The organism is Phreatobacter stygius (assembly GCF_005144885.1).
Classification (GTDB): Bacteria; Pseudomonadota; Alphaproteobacteria; order Rhizobiales; family Phreatobacteraceae; genus Phreatobacter; species Phreatobacter stygius.
In genome coordinates this window covers 4,787,923-4,801,128 of the sequence record NZ_CP039690.1, presented here as the reverse complement: position 1 = coordinate 4,801,128, position 13,206 = coordinate 4,787,923, and the positions used below count along the sequence as shown (strand labels likewise).

The 13,206-nt window shown below is 66.7% G+C and carries 15 protein-coding genes; 9 read left to right on the top strand and 6 right to left on the bottom strand.

What is annotated here, in order from left to right; all coding sequences use genetic code 11:
- Positions 1–289 precede the first annotated feature (289 nt).
- Entirely contained in the window at positions 290–1,201 is a 912-nt protein-coding gene (locus E8M01_RS22550) for an AraC family transcriptional regulator (protein ID WP_136962215.1), read from the bottom strand.
- 152 nt (positions 1,202–1,353) lie between these two features.
- On the opposite strand from E8M01_RS22550, the gene E8M01_RS22545 reads away from it, so the two are divergent.
- The 7 genes from E8M01_RS22545 (at position 1,354) to E8M01_RS22515 (ending at position 9,179) form a co-directional block, all read left to right on the top strand.
- Positions 1,354–2,280 (top strand): 2-hydroxyacid dehydrogenase, encoded by a 927-nt coding sequence (locus E8M01_RS22545; RefSeq protein ID WP_136962214.1) that lies wholly within the window; start codon positions 1,354–1,356, stop codon positions 2,278–2,280.
- A 146-nt stretch (positions 2,281–2,426) separates the two neighbouring features.
- Positions 2,427–4,016 carry an ABC transporter substrate-binding protein gene (locus E8M01_RS22540; RefSeq protein WP_136962213.1) on the top strand — a complete coding sequence of 530 codons (1,590 nt, stop codon included), beginning with the start codon at positions 2,427–2,429 and terminating at the stop codon, positions 4,014–4,016.
- Positions 4,013–5,035 (top strand): ABC transporter permease, encoded by a 1,023-nt coding sequence (locus E8M01_RS22535; protein WP_136962212.1) that lies wholly within the window; start codon positions 4,013–4,015, stop codon positions 5,033–5,035. The genes E8M01_RS22540 and E8M01_RS22535 overlap by 4 nt, the downstream gene beginning before the upstream one ends.
- 16 nt (positions 5,036–5,051) lie before the next feature.
- Entirely contained in the window at positions 5,052–5,888 is an 837-nt protein-coding gene (locus E8M01_RS22530) for an ABC transporter permease (RefSeq protein ID WP_136962211.1), read from the top strand.
- Positions 5,888–7,546 (top strand): dipeptide ABC transporter ATP-binding protein, encoded by a 1,659-nt coding sequence (locus E8M01_RS22525; protein WP_136962210.1) that lies wholly within the window; start codon positions 5,888–5,890, stop codon positions 7,544–7,546. The genes E8M01_RS22530 and E8M01_RS22525 overlap by 1 nt, the downstream gene beginning before the upstream one ends.
- 29 nt (positions 7,547–7,575) lie before the next feature.
- Positions 7,576–8,559 (top strand): alpha/beta hydrolase, encoded by a 984-nt coding sequence (locus E8M01_RS22520; protein WP_136962209.1) that lies wholly within the window; start codon positions 7,576–7,578, stop codon positions 8,557–8,559.
- Complete coding sequence (locus tag E8M01_RS22515) at positions 8,559–9,179, top strand: FMN-binding negative transcriptional regulator (RefSeq protein WP_136962208.1); 621 nt, start codon at positions 8,559–8,561, stop codon at positions 9,177–9,179. Before E8M01_RS22520 ends, E8M01_RS22515 begins: the two co-directional genes overlap by 1 nt.
- A 120-nt stretch (positions 9,180–9,299) precedes the next feature.
- On the opposite strand, the gene E8M01_RS22510 is transcribed toward E8M01_RS22515, so the two are convergent.
- The 5 genes from E8M01_RS22510 to E8M01_RS22490 all read right to left on the bottom strand — a co-directional run bounded on the left by E8M01_RS22510 (position 9,300) and on the right by E8M01_RS22490 (position 11,509).
- Complete coding sequence (locus E8M01_RS22510; RefSeq protein WP_136962207.1) at positions 9,300–9,548, bottom strand: hypothetical protein; 249 nt, start codon at positions 9,546–9,548, stop codon at positions 9,300–9,302.
- Positions 9,549–9,637: 89 nt separating this feature from the next.
- Positions 9,638–9,862 (bottom strand): hypothetical protein, encoded by a 225-nt coding sequence (locus tag E8M01_RS22505; RefSeq protein ID WP_136962206.1) that lies wholly within the window; start codon positions 9,860–9,862, stop codon positions 9,638–9,640.
- A 354-nt stretch (positions 9,863–10,216) separates the two neighbouring features.
- A complete protein-coding gene (locus tag E8M01_RS22500) occupies positions 10,217–10,438 on the bottom strand; it encodes a hypothetical protein (RefSeq protein ID WP_136962205.1) in 222 nt (73 codons plus the stop codon).
- An 89-nt stretch (positions 10,439–10,527) separates the two neighbouring features.
- The gene (locus E8M01_RS22495; protein ID WP_136962204.1) at positions 10,528–10,752 is read right to left on the bottom strand and encodes a hypothetical protein; all 225 of its coding nucleotides are present in this window, start codon (positions 10,750–10,752) and stop codon (positions 10,528–10,530) included.
- A gap of 289 nt (positions 10,753–11,041) precedes the next feature.
- Positions 11,042–11,509, bottom strand: a complete 468-nt coding sequence (locus E8M01_RS22490; protein ID WP_136962203.1) for a MerR family transcriptional regulator — start codon at positions 11,507–11,509, stop codon at positions 11,042–11,044.
- A 90-nt stretch (positions 11,510–11,599) separates the two neighbouring features.
- Here E8M01_RS22490 and E8M01_RS22485 point away from each other — a divergent pair, with 90 nt between their 5' ends.
- Both E8M01_RS22485 and E8M01_RS22480 read left to right on the top strand, forming a co-directional pair.
- The gene (locus E8M01_RS22485; protein WP_136962202.1) at positions 11,600–12,481 is read left to right on the top strand and encodes a cation diffusion facilitator family transporter; all 882 of its coding nucleotides are present in this window, start codon (positions 11,600–11,602) and stop codon (positions 12,479–12,481) included.
- 144 nt (positions 12,482–12,625) lie between these two features.
- On the top strand, positions 12,626–13,204 hold the full coding sequence (locus tag E8M01_RS22480) for an invasion associated locus B family protein (protein ID WP_136962201.1): 579 nt from the start codon (positions 12,626–12,628) through the stop codon (positions 13,202–13,204).
- The last annotated feature ends 2 nt before the right edge of the window (positions 13,205–13,206 follow it).

The window sequence follows — 13,206 nt, the reverse complement described above, 5'->3', positions numbered from 1 at the left end:
CGACGCTCGGACCGACGCGGACCAGATAACCCCATTCGCCCCCGCGAATGGTCCGCAAATGCACAGCGCGACAACCGCCCGCCGGACAGTCGAGAACAAGGACACCCTACCGGCAAAGCTCATGCCCGGTTCTTGCTGGTGCCAGTGGATCCGGCAACAGAATGGCTGACCTGTTCGAGACCGTGCCGACATCGACACGTGGGTCATCGGCGCATGCCGTCCGATAATCGTCGAAAGCTATTATCGAGACCGACAAGGCCTGTCCAGCCGGCGGTTATCGCCGCAAACGTCAGGCTCGCACTGCGGTTGCCGAGACTTCCCCGGCACGGAAATCCGGCTCGCTCGGCTCGGTCCAGCGCAGATATTCGCGCGGCGAAATGCCCATGATGCGGCGGAACATGGCGCTGAAGGCGCTCGGGCTGTCGTAGCCGAGATCGAGCGCGACATTGGTCACCGGCTCACCCGAGGTCAGCCGCGTCAGCGCCTCCATCAGGCGCACCTGCTGGCGCCATTCGGCGAAGCTCATATCGGTTTCCTGGCGGAACAGCCGGGTCAAGGTGCGCCGGCCGAGACCGCCGATGCGGGCCCAATGTTCCAGGTCCTGGTCGTTGCTGGGATCGCGCAGGATCGCCTCGCAAATGCGCGCGAGCCGCCGGTCGCGCGGCATGGGCGCACTCAACGGCAGGGCCGGCATGCGGCCGATCTCGGCCAGCATCAAGGCCACCACCTGGCCGTCGCGGCCATCGACGTCATATTCGACCGGCAAGGTCACGGCCTCGTTGAGAAGCGCACGCAACAGCGGCGAGACCTCGAGCAGTCGGCACGTCCTGGGCAAGCCGCCGGCGGCGTCGGGCTCGACATAGAGCGTGCGCAGCTGCACGTCGCCCCAGCAGCGGCTCTGGTGGATCACGCCGGGCGGGATCCACAAGGCGTGCTGCGGCGGCACGGCCCAGCTGCCCGCCTCGGTGATGACGGTCATCACCCCGCTCAAGGCATGCAGCAATTGCGCACGCCGATGGCTATGGCGCGTGCCGACGGTGCCCGAAACATATTCGGCCGCCATGGCCGCCACCGGGCGTCCGGCGCTCTGCAGCGCATCGGCGCGGCGTCCGCTCGCCTCATAGCCGGAAAAGCAGGTGACGGTCGGCGCACCCGCCCCACGGCGAGCGCGTCCCTGAGACAAGGCGAGCATATGGCCCATGTGCGACACTTCCTGACCCTGAACAGACAGCGTTGGCTCGCCGACCTCGTACCCTCGCACCCGAAGGCCTTGGTCCCATCATCGACCATTCGCCAGCGAATTTCAAAGCACGCTCCGTGCCAGGACCAGGACACAGGGTCTCAAGTCAGCCGATGACCAGCATTGCCTTGATCAGCGAGCGGGGCGTTCTGTCCTTTCTCTCCGCTCAGCTCGAAACCGCCCTGCCCGGCGCGACCTTCAGGCACTGGCCTGAGACAGGCGCGGCGGAAGCTGAGATCGCGATCTGCTGGGCGCCACCGAAAGGCGCCCTCGCCAGCATGCCGAACCTCCGGCTGATCCATTCGATCGGCGCCGGCGTCGACAATATCCTGTCCGATCCCAACCTGCCGGACCTGCCGGTCTGCCGGGTGGTCGATCCCAAGCTCGCCGCCGCCATGGCCGAATTCATCCTGTGGGGCACGCTCTATTTCCATCGCCGCTTCGACGAGGTCACCGCCAATGCGCAAGCCGGCCGCTGGCAGCGCCTGGAGCAGACGGCGGCCGGCGACAAGCGGGTCGGCATTCTCGGGCTCGGCGCCATGGGCGAACAGGCCGCGCGCCTGTTGCGCCGCGTCGGCTATCGGGTGTCCGGCTGGTCGCGCTCGCCGCGACAGCTCGAGGGCATCACCGTGCATGCCGGCGAGGCCGCGCTCGACCGGTTCCTCGGCAAGACCGACATCCTGGTCTGCCTGCTGCCGCTGACGCCCGCGACCGCGCGCATTCTCGACGCCGAACGGCTCGGCCGCCTGCCCAGGGGTGCGGGGCTGATCCTGGTGAGCCGCGGCGAACATCTTGTCGTCGACGACCTGGTCGGCCTGATCCGCTCGGGCCATCTGCGCGGCGCCATTCTCGACGTTTTCGACGAAGAGCCACTGCCGCCGGACCATCCGCTCTGGCGCGAGCCCGGCGTGCTCGTGACCCCGCATATGGCTGGCCTCGCCAAGCCGCGGGCCATCGCCGAGCAGATCGCCGAGAACATCCGCCGCCTCCAGGCCGGCGAACCGCTGGTCAACCGGGTCGATCCGGCACGCGGCTACTAGCCCGGCCCGACCGCCCTACCGCGCCATGCGGCCCGATCGCGATAGTACTCGGCCCGTTGGCGGCGGCGTGCCTGGCGCGCGGGCGAGAACATCCACCACGAACCAAGCCCGGGGCCGACCCGGCCGACGATACAGGGGAACCCGTGATGAACAGACGCGAATTCGCCAAGCTCATGGCCGCCGCAGGTGTTGCCGGCGGTACCGAGATTTCCTGGGGGCTCAGCCGCGCGGTCGGCCAGACCCGTGGCGGCACGCTCAACACCATCATCCAGCCGGAACCGCCGATCCTGGTCACCGCGATCAACCAGCAGCAGCCGACGCTCACCCTCGGCGGCAAAATCTATGAGAGCCTGCTGCGCTACGGCTTCGACCTGAAGCCGATGCCCGGCCTCGCCCAGTCCTGGGAGGTGTCGCCGGACGGCCTGAAATATACCTTCAAGCTGTTCCCCAATATCACCTTCCACGACGGCAAGCCGATGACCTCGGCCGACGTGGTGTTCTCGGTCATGACCGTGCTGCTCGAGACCCACCCGCGCGCCCGCGGCACCTTCCAGCGCATCGACAAGGCCGAAGCGCCCGATCCGCTGACGGTGGTGTTCACGCTGAAGCAGCCCTTCGCGCCGTTCCTCAGCTCGTTCGACTGCACCACTGCGCCGATCGTGCCGAAGCACATCTACGAGGGCACCGATATCCGCAAGAACCCGGCCAATGCCCAGGCGATCGGCACCGGCCCGTTCAAGCTGAAGGAATGGGTACGCGGCTCGCATATCCATCTCGTCCGGCACGAGGGCTATTACCGCCAGGGCGAGCCTTTTCTCGACGAGATCTATTACCGGGTCATTCCGGATGCCGCCTCGCGCTCGGTGGCGCTGGAGAAGGGCATCGTCCAGCTCACCCAGTGGACCGATGTCGAGTTCTTCGACGTGGCGCGCCTGCAGAAGCTGCCCAACCTGGAGATGACCACCAAGGGCTACGAATTCTTCGCCCCGCATCTCTGGCTCGACATGAACAACCGCGTCGCGCCGATGAACGACAAGCGCTTCCGCCAGGCCTGTTCGCATGCCATCGACCGCACCGCGATGAAGCAGCGGGTGTTCTTCGGCCTCGGCAAGGAAGCGACCGGGCCGGTCTCCTCCAAGACCCCGTTCTACGAAAAGAACGTCAAGCAATATGACTACTCGCTCGACAAGGCCAAGGCCCTGCTCGACGACATGGGCCTCAAGCCCGGGGCTGGCGGAAAACGCGTCACCATCAACTTCCTGGTGCCGCCTTATGGCGAGATCTGGCAGCGCATGGGCGAGTTCATCCGCCAGTCGCTCGGCCGGGTCGGTATCGACATCGTGCTGCAGGGCCTCGACCTCGCCGGCTGGGCCGAACGGGTGTCGAACTGGGAATATGAGATGACCGTCAACCTGCTTTACCAGCTCGGCGATCCGGCGCTCGGCGTGTCACGCAGCTATGTCTCGTCCAACATCCGGAAAGGCGTGCTGTTCTCCAACATGGCGGGCTATTCCAATCCGGAAGTCGACCGGCTGTTCGAGGAGGCGGCGGTCGCCACCGACGAAGCCAAGCGCCGGGAGCTCTATTCCCAGGTCCAGAAGATCGTCGTCGAGGACTGCCCGCTGGCCTGGCTGATCGAGCAGGACTTCCCGAACTTCGTCGACAAGCGCCTGAAAAACGTCGTGACATCCGGCATCGGCGTTCACGACACCTTCGGCCGGGTGTCGCTCGGATGAGCATGGTGACGCTGAAGGCGGGCGGCGGCCGCGGTATCGCGACCGCCCTCGCCGTCCTGGCCTGGGCCGTCAAATTCGTCGCGGTGGTCCTGGTGATCGCAACGTTCAGCTTCATCATCGTGCGCGCCGCGCCCGGCGATCCGGCCCAGGTCATGGCTGGCCAGACCGGCGCGGCCGACGAGCAGATGCTGGCCCAGCTCCGCCAGGAATATGGTCTCGACAAACCCTATGTCGTCCAGCTCGCCAGTCACCTGAAGCGCGTGCTGACCCTCGACCTCGGTTATTCCTATCGGCAGCAGCGCCCGGTCATCGCCTTGCTGGCGGAACGCATGCCGGCGACGCTGCTCTTGACCGGCACGGCGTTCCTGGTCGCCCTCATCGCCGGCATCGTGCTGGGCACGCTGGCCGGCATCCGCGCCGGCCGATGGTCCGACACGTTTCTCAGCGTGGTCTCGCTCCTGCTCTACGCCATGCCCGTCTTCTGGCTCGGCCTGATGCTGGTGCTGCTGTTCTCGGTGCAGCTCGATTGGCTGCCGGCCTTCGGTTACGTCACCATCGGCGTCGAGATGTCGCCGCTCAGGCGCGTCTTCGACATTGCCACCCACCTGGCCTTGCCGGCCCTGTCGCTCTCAGCGGTCTATCTTGCCATCTATGCGCGGCTGATGCGCTCGTCGGTGATCGAGGTCATGCATCAGGACTTCATCAAGACCGCGCGCGCCAAGGGCCTGGCCCAGGGCCGCATCATCGCGCGCCACATCCTGCGCAACGCGATTCTGCCGGTCGTCACGGTGGCCGGCATGCAGGCCGGCGCGCTAGTCGGCGGCGCCGTCGTGGTCGAGACCGTGTTTGCCTGGCCCGGCCTCGGCCGGCTCACCTATGACGCGGTGCTGCAGCGCGACTACCCGGTCCTGCTCGGCATCTTCCTGGTCATGTCGGTGCTGGTGATCGTGCTCAACCTCGTCACCGACGCGATCTATCGCGCCATCGATCCGCGCGTCACCACGCGCTCCGCGTCCTGAACGGAGGTCCCGTGTCATGGACACGCTCAAAGCATTCGTCCGCCACCCGAGCGGCATGATCGGCCTGATCATCCTGGCGGTGATCGTCACGCTGGCCGCGCTCGCGCCGGTGCTCTATCCCGACGATCCCTGGGACATGATCGGCCGGCCGTTCGCGCCGCCGTTCAGCGACGGCTTCGTACTCGGCTCCGACACGCTCGGCCGCGACGTCGCCGCCGGCATCGTCCACGGCACGCGCGTCTCCTTGACCATTGGCGTCGCCTCGACGCTCGCAGCCGTGCTGATCGGCGTGCTGATCGGCGCGATCTCCGGCTATTGCGGCGGCATGGTCGACGACGCGCTGATGCGCCTCACCGAACTGTTCCAGACCATTCCCGGCTTCATCCTGGCGATCCTGCTGGTCGCAACCCTCGGGCCGTCGCTGGTCAACGTCATCTTCGCCATCGGCGCCGTCAGCTGGCCGCCGCTGGCACGGCTGACACGCGCCGAATTCCTGAGATTGCGCCACCGCGAATTCGTCCAGGCCGCCGCCTGCCAGGGCCAGTCGCCCCTGGCGGTGGTGCTGCGCCACATCCTGCCGAACGCGATCTCGCCGATCATCGTCACGGGGTCGCTGACGATCGCCACCGCCATCCTGATCGAGAGCGCCTTGAGCTTCATGGGCCTCGGCGATCCCAACCTGATGTCCTGGGGCTTCATGGTCGGCGCCTCGCGCACGGTGATCCGGCAGGCCTGGTGGATGAGCGTCTTTCCCGGCGTCGCGATCCTCCTGACCGTGCTCGCGATCAACCTGCTCGGCGAAGGATTGAACGACACGTTGAACCCGCGCATTTCCCGCGGAGGGCGGCACTGATGGCACAGGACGTCCTGCTCTCGCTCGAAAACCTGTCGATTGCGCTGCCTCGCGGCGCCGACCGCGCCTTCGCCATCGAGGACGTCTCGCTGACGGTCCGGCGCAACGAGATCGTCTGCCTCGTCGGCGAATCCGGCTCGGGCAAATCGATGACCGCGCATGCGGCGCTCCGCCTCTTGCCGCAGAATGTCGAGATCGCCTCGGGCGCCATCCGCTTCAAGGGCACCGACATCGCGGTGGCCGGCGAAACAACCATGCGGAGCCTGCGCGGCGGTGAGATCTCGATGATCTTCCAGGAGCCGCTGAGCGCGCTCAATCCGCTGACGCGGGTGGGCGACCAGATTGCCGAAGCCATTGTCACCCACACCCGTCCGGTGCCGGCGCGGACGGCGGTCGATGCCCGCGTGCTGGAGCTGATCGGCGCGGTCGGCCTGCCCGAGCCGGCGACCCTGGCGCGCAGCTTCCCGTTCCAGCTGTCCGGCGGCCAGCGCCAGCGCGTCATGATCGCCATGGCCATGGCCAATGAACCGGCGCTGCTGCTCGCCGACGAGCCGACCACGGCGCTCGACGTGACCACGCAGCGCCAGATATTGGCCCTGATCAAGCAGCTTCAGACCGAGCGCGGCATGGGCGTGCTGCTGATCACCCACGATTTCGGTGTCGTGGCCGATGTCGCCGACCGCGTCGTCGTGATGCGCCACGGCCGCGTCGTCGAGGAGGGCAAGGTCGACGATGTGCTGCGCCGGCCCCAGCACAGCTACACCCAGGCGCTGATCGCCGCCGTACCGGGCGGGCGGCCTTTGACGCGTCCCAACCGCAAGCTCGGGACCGAGCCGCTGCTGACGGCGGAGCGCCTCGGCAAGACATTCGTCACGCGCCAGGGGCTGTTGCGTCCGCCGCGACGGGTCGCGGCCGTGCACGACGTCTCGCTGCTGCTGCGGCCGCGCGAAACGATCGCCGTGGTCGGCGAATCCGGCTCCGGCAAATCGACGCTCGGGCGGATGATCATGCGCCTGATCGAGCCGGACCAGGGCGCGATCAATTTCGACGGCGGCGATCTCCTGACGCTGCGCGGCGCCGCCATGCGTGCGGTCAGGCGCAAGATCCAGATCGTCTTCCAGGACCCGTTCGCCGCGCTCGATCCGCGCCAGAAGGTCGGCGATGCGGTAGCGCGCGGCCCGATAGCCTATGGCACGCCGGCAAGCGAAGCCATGGCGGATGCCCGGCGCCTGCTGGCGCGTGTCGGCCTGCATGAGAGCGCCGCCGATCGCTATCCGCACGAATTCTCCGGTGGCCAGCGCCAGCGCATCTGCATTGCCCGGGCCTTGGCGCTGAAACCACGCGTGCTGGTCGCCGACGAAGCCGTCTCCGCGCTCGATGTTTCGGTGCAGGCCCATATCCTGGCGCTGCTTGCCGAACTGCGCGAGGAAATGGATCTCGCGATGATCTTCATCACCCACGACCTCCGGGTCGCCGCCGAGATCGCCGACCGCATCGTGGTGATGCGCCGTGGCGAGATCGTCGAGCAGGGCGATACCCAGTCGGTCTTCATCGATCCGCAGCATGCCTATACCCGCGAATTGCTGGAGGCGATCCCCGGCCGTCGCCTGTTCGCGGGTCCCGGCGCGGCCCAACCGGTGGCCGCGCTCACCGCCTGAGCCCAGCCGAATCGTCCGAGGAAGCAGACATGTCCGATGCCGTCTTGTCCCTGCCGCCGCTCGACCCTGAGATCGCCGAGTTCGTGGCCCGCATGCGAGCCGCCTCGGCCAAGTACCCGCCGCGCGAGTCCATGTCGGTTTCAAGGGCGCGCGAGGTGGCCGAGATCGTGCGCAAGTCCTGGACCGAGGGCGGGCCGGTCATGGCCGAGACGGCGGAGCACCAGATACCGACCCGCCACGGGCCGGTGCGCATCCGCATCCATTATCCGGAAACGAGGCGTCCGCTGCCGGCCTTCGTCTACATCCATGGCGGCGGCTGGACGCTGTTCAGCGTCGACACGCATGACCGGCTGATGCGCGAATATGCGGCGCGGGCCGGGGTCGCGGTGGTCGGCATCGATTATAGCCGGGCGCCCGAAGCCCGCTTTCCGCAGCCGCTGGAAGAGACCATCGACATCGTCCGCTGGCTCAACCATGCGGGCCCGGCCCTCGGTCTCGATGTCTCGTCGTTGGTGATCGGCGGCGACAGCGCCGGCGGCAATATCTCGGTCTCGACCGCACTGGTGCTGCGCGATGCCGGCGAGGACCTGATCAAGGGCATGGTCCTGAACTATGGCTGCTACGACATCGATTTCCTGTCGGAATCGGTCGTGCGTTATGGCGGCGGCGATTATCTCCTGACCACCCACATGATGTTGTGGTTCTCCTGGCAATATCTGCGCGCGCCCCAGGATGCGGCGAATCCGCTGGCGAGCCCTCTGCGCGCGCGGCTCGCCGGCCTGCCGCCGGCTTTCATGGCGATCACCGAACTCGATGTGCTCTATGACCAGAACATCGCCATGGAACGCGCGCTGAAAGCCGCGGGCGTCGCCGTGGAGGCCCATGTCTACAAGGGCACGGTGCATTCCTTCCTCGAGGCGATGTCGATCGCCGATGTCAGCGTCAGGGCGATCGCGGAGACCGCCGACTGGCTGAAGCGCCTGATCGCGTCGCGGACCGGCCGAGGCGCCTGATGTACACGCCGCCTGCCTATCGCGAAGACCGGCTCGACATACTGCACGACCTGATGCGGCAATGGAGTTTCGCGACCTTGATCTCGTCGGGACCGGACGGGCTGCTGGCAACACAATTGCCGTTCCTGATCGACGCCAACAGCGGCAAGGGCCGGCTCGTCACCCATCTGGCCCGGGCCAACCCGCAATGCGCTCATCTCGCCGATGGCCGCGAGGCGCTGGTGGTGTTCCAGGGCCCGCACGCCTTCATTTCCCCCAGTTGGTACGACAATCGCCAGACCTTCCCGACCTGGAACTACACGGCGATCCATGCCTATGGGCGGCCCGTCACCAGCGACGATGCTGACGTGCTGCGCGCGCTGTTGAAGCGGGTCATCGCACGCTACGACACCCCGCTCGGCGGGCCGTGGCGGTTCGAGGACATGCCGGAAGCGGCCATTGCGCCCAGGCTGAAGGCGATCATCGCGGTCGAGATCGACATTGACCGGCTGGAAGGCAAACTCAAGCTCAACCAGGACAAGACGCCGGCCGACCGGGCCGGTGTGATCGCCGAACTCGAAGGCAGCGATGACCCTGTCGCCACGCAGACCGCCACCATGATGCGCCGGCTGGACACCTAGGGCCTGATCGCCTCGCGGAAGCAGGCAAGCGCTGCGCCGCCCAGACTCAAAAAGAAAACGCCGGGGTGAAGCCCCGGCGTTGGTCTTGGGATCAGCCGGCTGGTGCCGGCAGGCATAGGGTCAGCGCGCCGGAAGACGGCTCGGATCCGGCACCTGCTCACGGTCGATCAGGCTGCGCTCGAGCTCGGTCAGGCCGGTCTGGCCGCGGTGAGCGCGATGCGAGGTGAACTCGCGGGGCTGGTTCGGCGCATAGGTGGTGATCGAGGGAGTCTCGATGAAACCGGCGGCGTCGCTCATGCCCTGAGCGAAAGCCGGAGCAGCGACGGCGAGCGGCGCAAGCAGCGATGCGGCAAGAATGAATTTCTTCATGATGGTCTCCATTCGTGGTGTCCGGCCGGCGACAGACGCTTCAAGCCGGGATTGCTGGACGTGAGAAAAGGCGAAACGAACGCCGGCGGTCAGTTCGACGACGAGAAAGCCGAGGACGGCACGACTTCGCGCTGGATCAGGCTCTGATCGGCGGCGGAAACGTGACCATGGCGAGCGGTGAACTCGCGCGGCTGGTTCGGCGCATAGGTGGTGACCGAGGGGGTCTCGATGAAACCGGCCGAATCGTCGGCAAGAGCCGGGGCGGCGACGGCGAGCGGCGCAAGCAGCGCTGCGGCAAGGATGAGCTTCTTCATGACAGTCTCCATTGGAAAACCCGGTGGTGGGAGGGACACGCCAGATCCGGGATGTTTGTTTCGCTGTCGTCGGGAGGTGTCCGCCGTCGACGTCCCTGAGATAGGGGATGCCCGACCCAATTGCCAATCACGAACTTGAGAAAATGCATGCAAATATTCTTGACAGCTATTCCATCAATGCATTGTCGCAAATTTTACAATCCGAAGACAGGCCCCGCCTGACCGGCCGAGCGCGGCAGGCCAGCACCACCAGACGCTGGAACAACAGAAAACGCCGGGGTTTGTGCCCCGGCGTTGGTCTTGGGAAGGACCGGCTTGGTGCCGGGCTGCAACGCGCGGTCGGGTGGACCAGGTTCAGTTCGCCGACGAGAAGGCCGAAGACGGCACCTCGCGGTTGATCAGGCTCTGGCCGGCATTCGAGACCTGGCCGTGGCGAGCGGTGAACTCGCGCGGCTGGCTCGGCGCAGTGGCCGAGGCCGACGGCGTTGCGATGAAGCCGGCCGTATCGTCGGCGAAAGCCGGGGCGGCCAGGGCGAGCGGGGCGACCAGGGTCGCGGCAAGGATGAACTTCTTCATGATGGTCTCCATGTGTGTTGTCCGGCTGGCGGTGAACGCCTCAGGCCGGGACGGTTCGAGTGTGCCGAGGCGCCAAGCGGCGCCGGTGGTCAGTTCGTGGACGAGAAAGCCGAGGACGGCACGACTTCGCGGCTGATCAGGCTCTGATCGGCGTTCGCGACCTGGCCGTGGCGGGCGGTGAACTCGCGCGGCTGGTTCGGGGCGTAGGTCGAAACGGCAGGGGTCTCGACGAACCCGGCGCTGTCGTCGGCAAGAGCCGGAGCGGCCAGGGCGAGCGGGGCGAAAAGGGTGGCGGCAAGGATCAGCTTCTTCATGACAGTCTCCATTGGAAAACCCGGTGGTGGGAGGGACACGCCAGATCCGGGATGTTTGTTTCGCTGTCGTCGGGAGGTGTCCGCCGTCGACATCCCGGAGATAGGAGCCCGGCCGATCACGTGCCAATCACGAAATTGAGAAAACGCATGCAAAGTCGCACATCAGTCATTTCATTTGTGCATTGATGCAATTTTATGAACGAGACCCACCATCGCTCCCTCGGCATGGCTGCGGATGGCGACGGTCCGACGCGCGGGCATGTCTAGAATATTCCACCCGCCGGACCTGCTATCGCGTGATGGGACTTTCGCCATCGCCCGGGTGGTCATCCGCGCAGAGGTCATGGTTGCCGAGGGTTTCGATGACCCGGCATTCGGCGGCACGACCACGCCGACAGCTTTCGATCATCCGTTGGAGCTCACTCTCGAGCGCCCTGAGCCGCACGATCCTGCGGCGCACAGCCTCGAGCTGCTCGCTCGCAAGGCGGTCGGCGTCCTCGCAAGGCCGCTCGGGCTGGTCCGCCAGGTCCAGCAGCGAGCGTATCGCATCGATCGGAAAACCAAGCTCGCGGGCGTGCCGGATGAACAGCAGCCGGCTCGCATGGCGGGGGTCGTAGAGCCGTTGATTGCCCTCCGACCGGAACGGCTCGGGCATCAGCCCGATCGTCTCGTAGTAGCGGATCGTCGGCACCTTCGTCGCCGCGCGACGCGCGAGGACGCCGATCGTCAGCCCGGCGGTTCGAATTTTTTCGGTCATGGCCAAAAAATCACTTGAACCTCTAGTCGCTAGAGCTTGCATAGAGAATGTCGGCCCGCCTTTCCATGGCGCGCGACAAGGAGACATCCCATGGGAACCGGCCATGACCATGGCGCCCGCACGCAGAACCAGACGCGGCTGACCGTCGCGCTCGTGCTGACCTCGATCTTCCTGGTTGCCGAGGTGGTCGGCGGCATCCTGACCAACAGCCTCGCACTGCTGTCGGATGCGGCCCATATGTTCACCGACGCCGTCGGGCTGGCCATCGCGCTGATGGCGATCCGCATCGCCCGCCGGCCGGCGGACCGGCAGCGGACCTATGGCTATTACCGGTTTGAAATCCTGGCCGCGGCGTTCAATGCGGTCCTGTTGTTCCTGGTTGCGCTCTACATCCTCTATGAGGCCTGGCAGCGCTTCGCCACGCCGCCCGAAGTCCAGTCCCTGCCGATGCTCGCCATCGCGGTGCTTGGCCTGATCGTCAACATGATCAGCATGCGCCTGCTGGCCGGCGGCAAGGACGCGAGCCTCAACATCAAGGGCGCCTATCTGGAAGTGTGGAGCGATTTTCTCGGTTCGCTCGGCGTCATCCTCGGCGGGCTGATCATCTGGCTGACCAACTGGACCTGGGTCGACACGGTCATCGCCGTGCTGATCGGCCTGTGGGTGCTGCCGCGCACCTGGATCCTGCTGCGCGAAAGTGTCGATGTGCTGCTGCAGGCGGCGCCAGCGGGCATCGACGTGGCGGTGGTCGAACAGGACCTCCTGGCGCTCGAGGGTGTCGCCGGCGTCCATGACCTGCATGTCTGGTCGCTGACCAGCGGCCGGAACGTCGTCACCGCCCATATCGTGGCCAAGACACCGGCTGACGGAATGATCGCTTTGCGCAAGCGCGTCGAGAAGCTCCTCGAGCAGCGCTACGACCTGCATCTCTCGACCATCCAGATCGAGGACGAAACCGGCCATGCCGATTGACCGGCGCCAGCCGCGGCGCCGGCCGGCCAGGCGCGGAGCTCTGGTCCCGGGCTCACGGCTCGACCGGGCCTTCCGCCGTGCCGGAGCTTGTCGCGCGGCGTGCTTTGCGCCACAACGCTTCCCAGCAACTCCTGGATGTGCCGCATGACCAAGCCCCTTGTCGCCTTTGTCCTGACCACCGCGACCATCCTTGGCGTGGCGGCCTTCGGTACCCTGCCCGTGCGGGCTCAGGCAGCGCCCCCGGCGGCAGCGCCGGCCGCCGCGCCGGTCGCTTCGACCTTGCCGGGCGGCGCCTCGTCGCTGCAGGAGACCTATCAGGACTGGCAGGTTGCCTGCCTGCAGCAGGGCGCCGGCAAGCGTTGCGCCCTGTCGCAGCAGCAGGCCGACCCGCAGAGCCGGCAGCGTGTGCTGGCGATCGAGCTGACCACGGTCGCCGACAAGGCGGAAGGCGTGCTGGTGCTGCCTTTCGGCCTGGCGCTCGACAAGGGCGTGACCTTGCAGATCGACGATGGCCCGGTCGGCCAGCCGCTCCGGTTCCGCACCTGCCTGCCGGCCGGCTGCCTGGTGCCGCTGTCGTTCGACGCGCGGGCGGTCGCCACGCTGCGCCGCGGCACAGCGATCAAGGCGAAAGTCACCACCGACGACGGCCGCGAAACCACGTTCTCGATCTCGTTGAAGGGCCTGGCGCCGGCCCTCGACCGGACCGCCGTACTGCTGCGCTGAAC

Bases quoted from the DNA above. Each gene is read 5' to 3' on its own strand.
- E8M01_RS22540 (WP_136962213.1), top strand. From the start codon at position 2,427: ATGAACAGACGCGAATTCGCCAAGCTCATGGCCGCCGCAGGTGTTGCC.
- E8M01_RS22550 (WP_136962215.1), bottom strand. From the start codon at position 1,201: ATGGGCCATATGCTCGCCTTGTCTCAGGGACGCGCTCGCCGTGGGGCG.
- E8M01_RS22535 (WP_136962212.1), top strand. From the start codon at position 4,013: ATGAGCATGGTGACGCTGAAGGCGGGCGGCGGCCGCGGTATCGCGACC.
- E8M01_RS22545 (WP_136962214.1), top strand. From the start codon at position 1,354: ATGACCAGCATTGCCTTGATCAGCGAGCGGGGCGTTCTGTCCTTTCTC.
- E8M01_RS22520 (WP_136962209.1), top strand. From the start codon at position 7,576: ATGTCCGATGCCGTCTTGTCCCTGCCGCCGCTCGACCCTGAGATCGCC.
- E8M01_RS22525 (WP_136962210.1), top strand. From the start codon at position 5,888: ATGGCACAGGACGTCCTGCTCTCGCTCGAAAACCTGTCGATTGCGCTG.
- E8M01_RS22510 (WP_136962207.1), bottom strand. From the start codon at position 9,548: ATGAAGAAATTCATTCTTGCCGCATCGCTGCTTGCGCCGCTCGCCGTC.
- E8M01_RS22495 (WP_136962204.1), bottom strand. From the start codon at position 10,752: ATGAAGAAGCTGATCCTTGCCGCCACCCTTTTCGCCCCGCTCGCCCTG.
- E8M01_RS22485 (WP_136962202.1), top strand. From the start codon at position 11,600: ATGGGAACCGGCCATGACCATGGCGCCCGCACGCAGAACCAGACGCGG.
- E8M01_RS22500 (WP_136962205.1), bottom strand. From the start codon at position 10,438: ATGAAGAAGTTCATCCTTGCCGCGACCCTGGTCGCCCCGCTCGCCCTG.
- E8M01_RS22515 (WP_136962208.1), top strand. From the start codon at position 8,559: ATGTACACGCCGCCTGCCTATCGCGAAGACCGGCTCGACATACTGCAC.
- E8M01_RS22505 (WP_136962206.1), bottom strand. From the start codon at position 9,862: ATGAAGAAGCTCATCCTTGCCGCAGCGCTGCTTGCGCCGCTCGCCGTC.
- E8M01_RS22490 (WP_136962203.1), bottom strand. From the start codon at position 11,509: ATGACCGAAAAAATTCGAACCGCCGGGCTGACGATCGGCGTCCTCGCG.
- E8M01_RS22480 (WP_136962201.1), top strand. From the start codon at position 12,626: ATGACCAAGCCCCTTGTCGCCTTTGTCCTGACCACCGCGACCATCCTT.
- E8M01_RS22530 (WP_136962211.1), top strand. From the start codon at position 5,052: ATGGACACGCTCAAAGCATTCGTCCGCCACCCGAGCGGCATGATCGGC.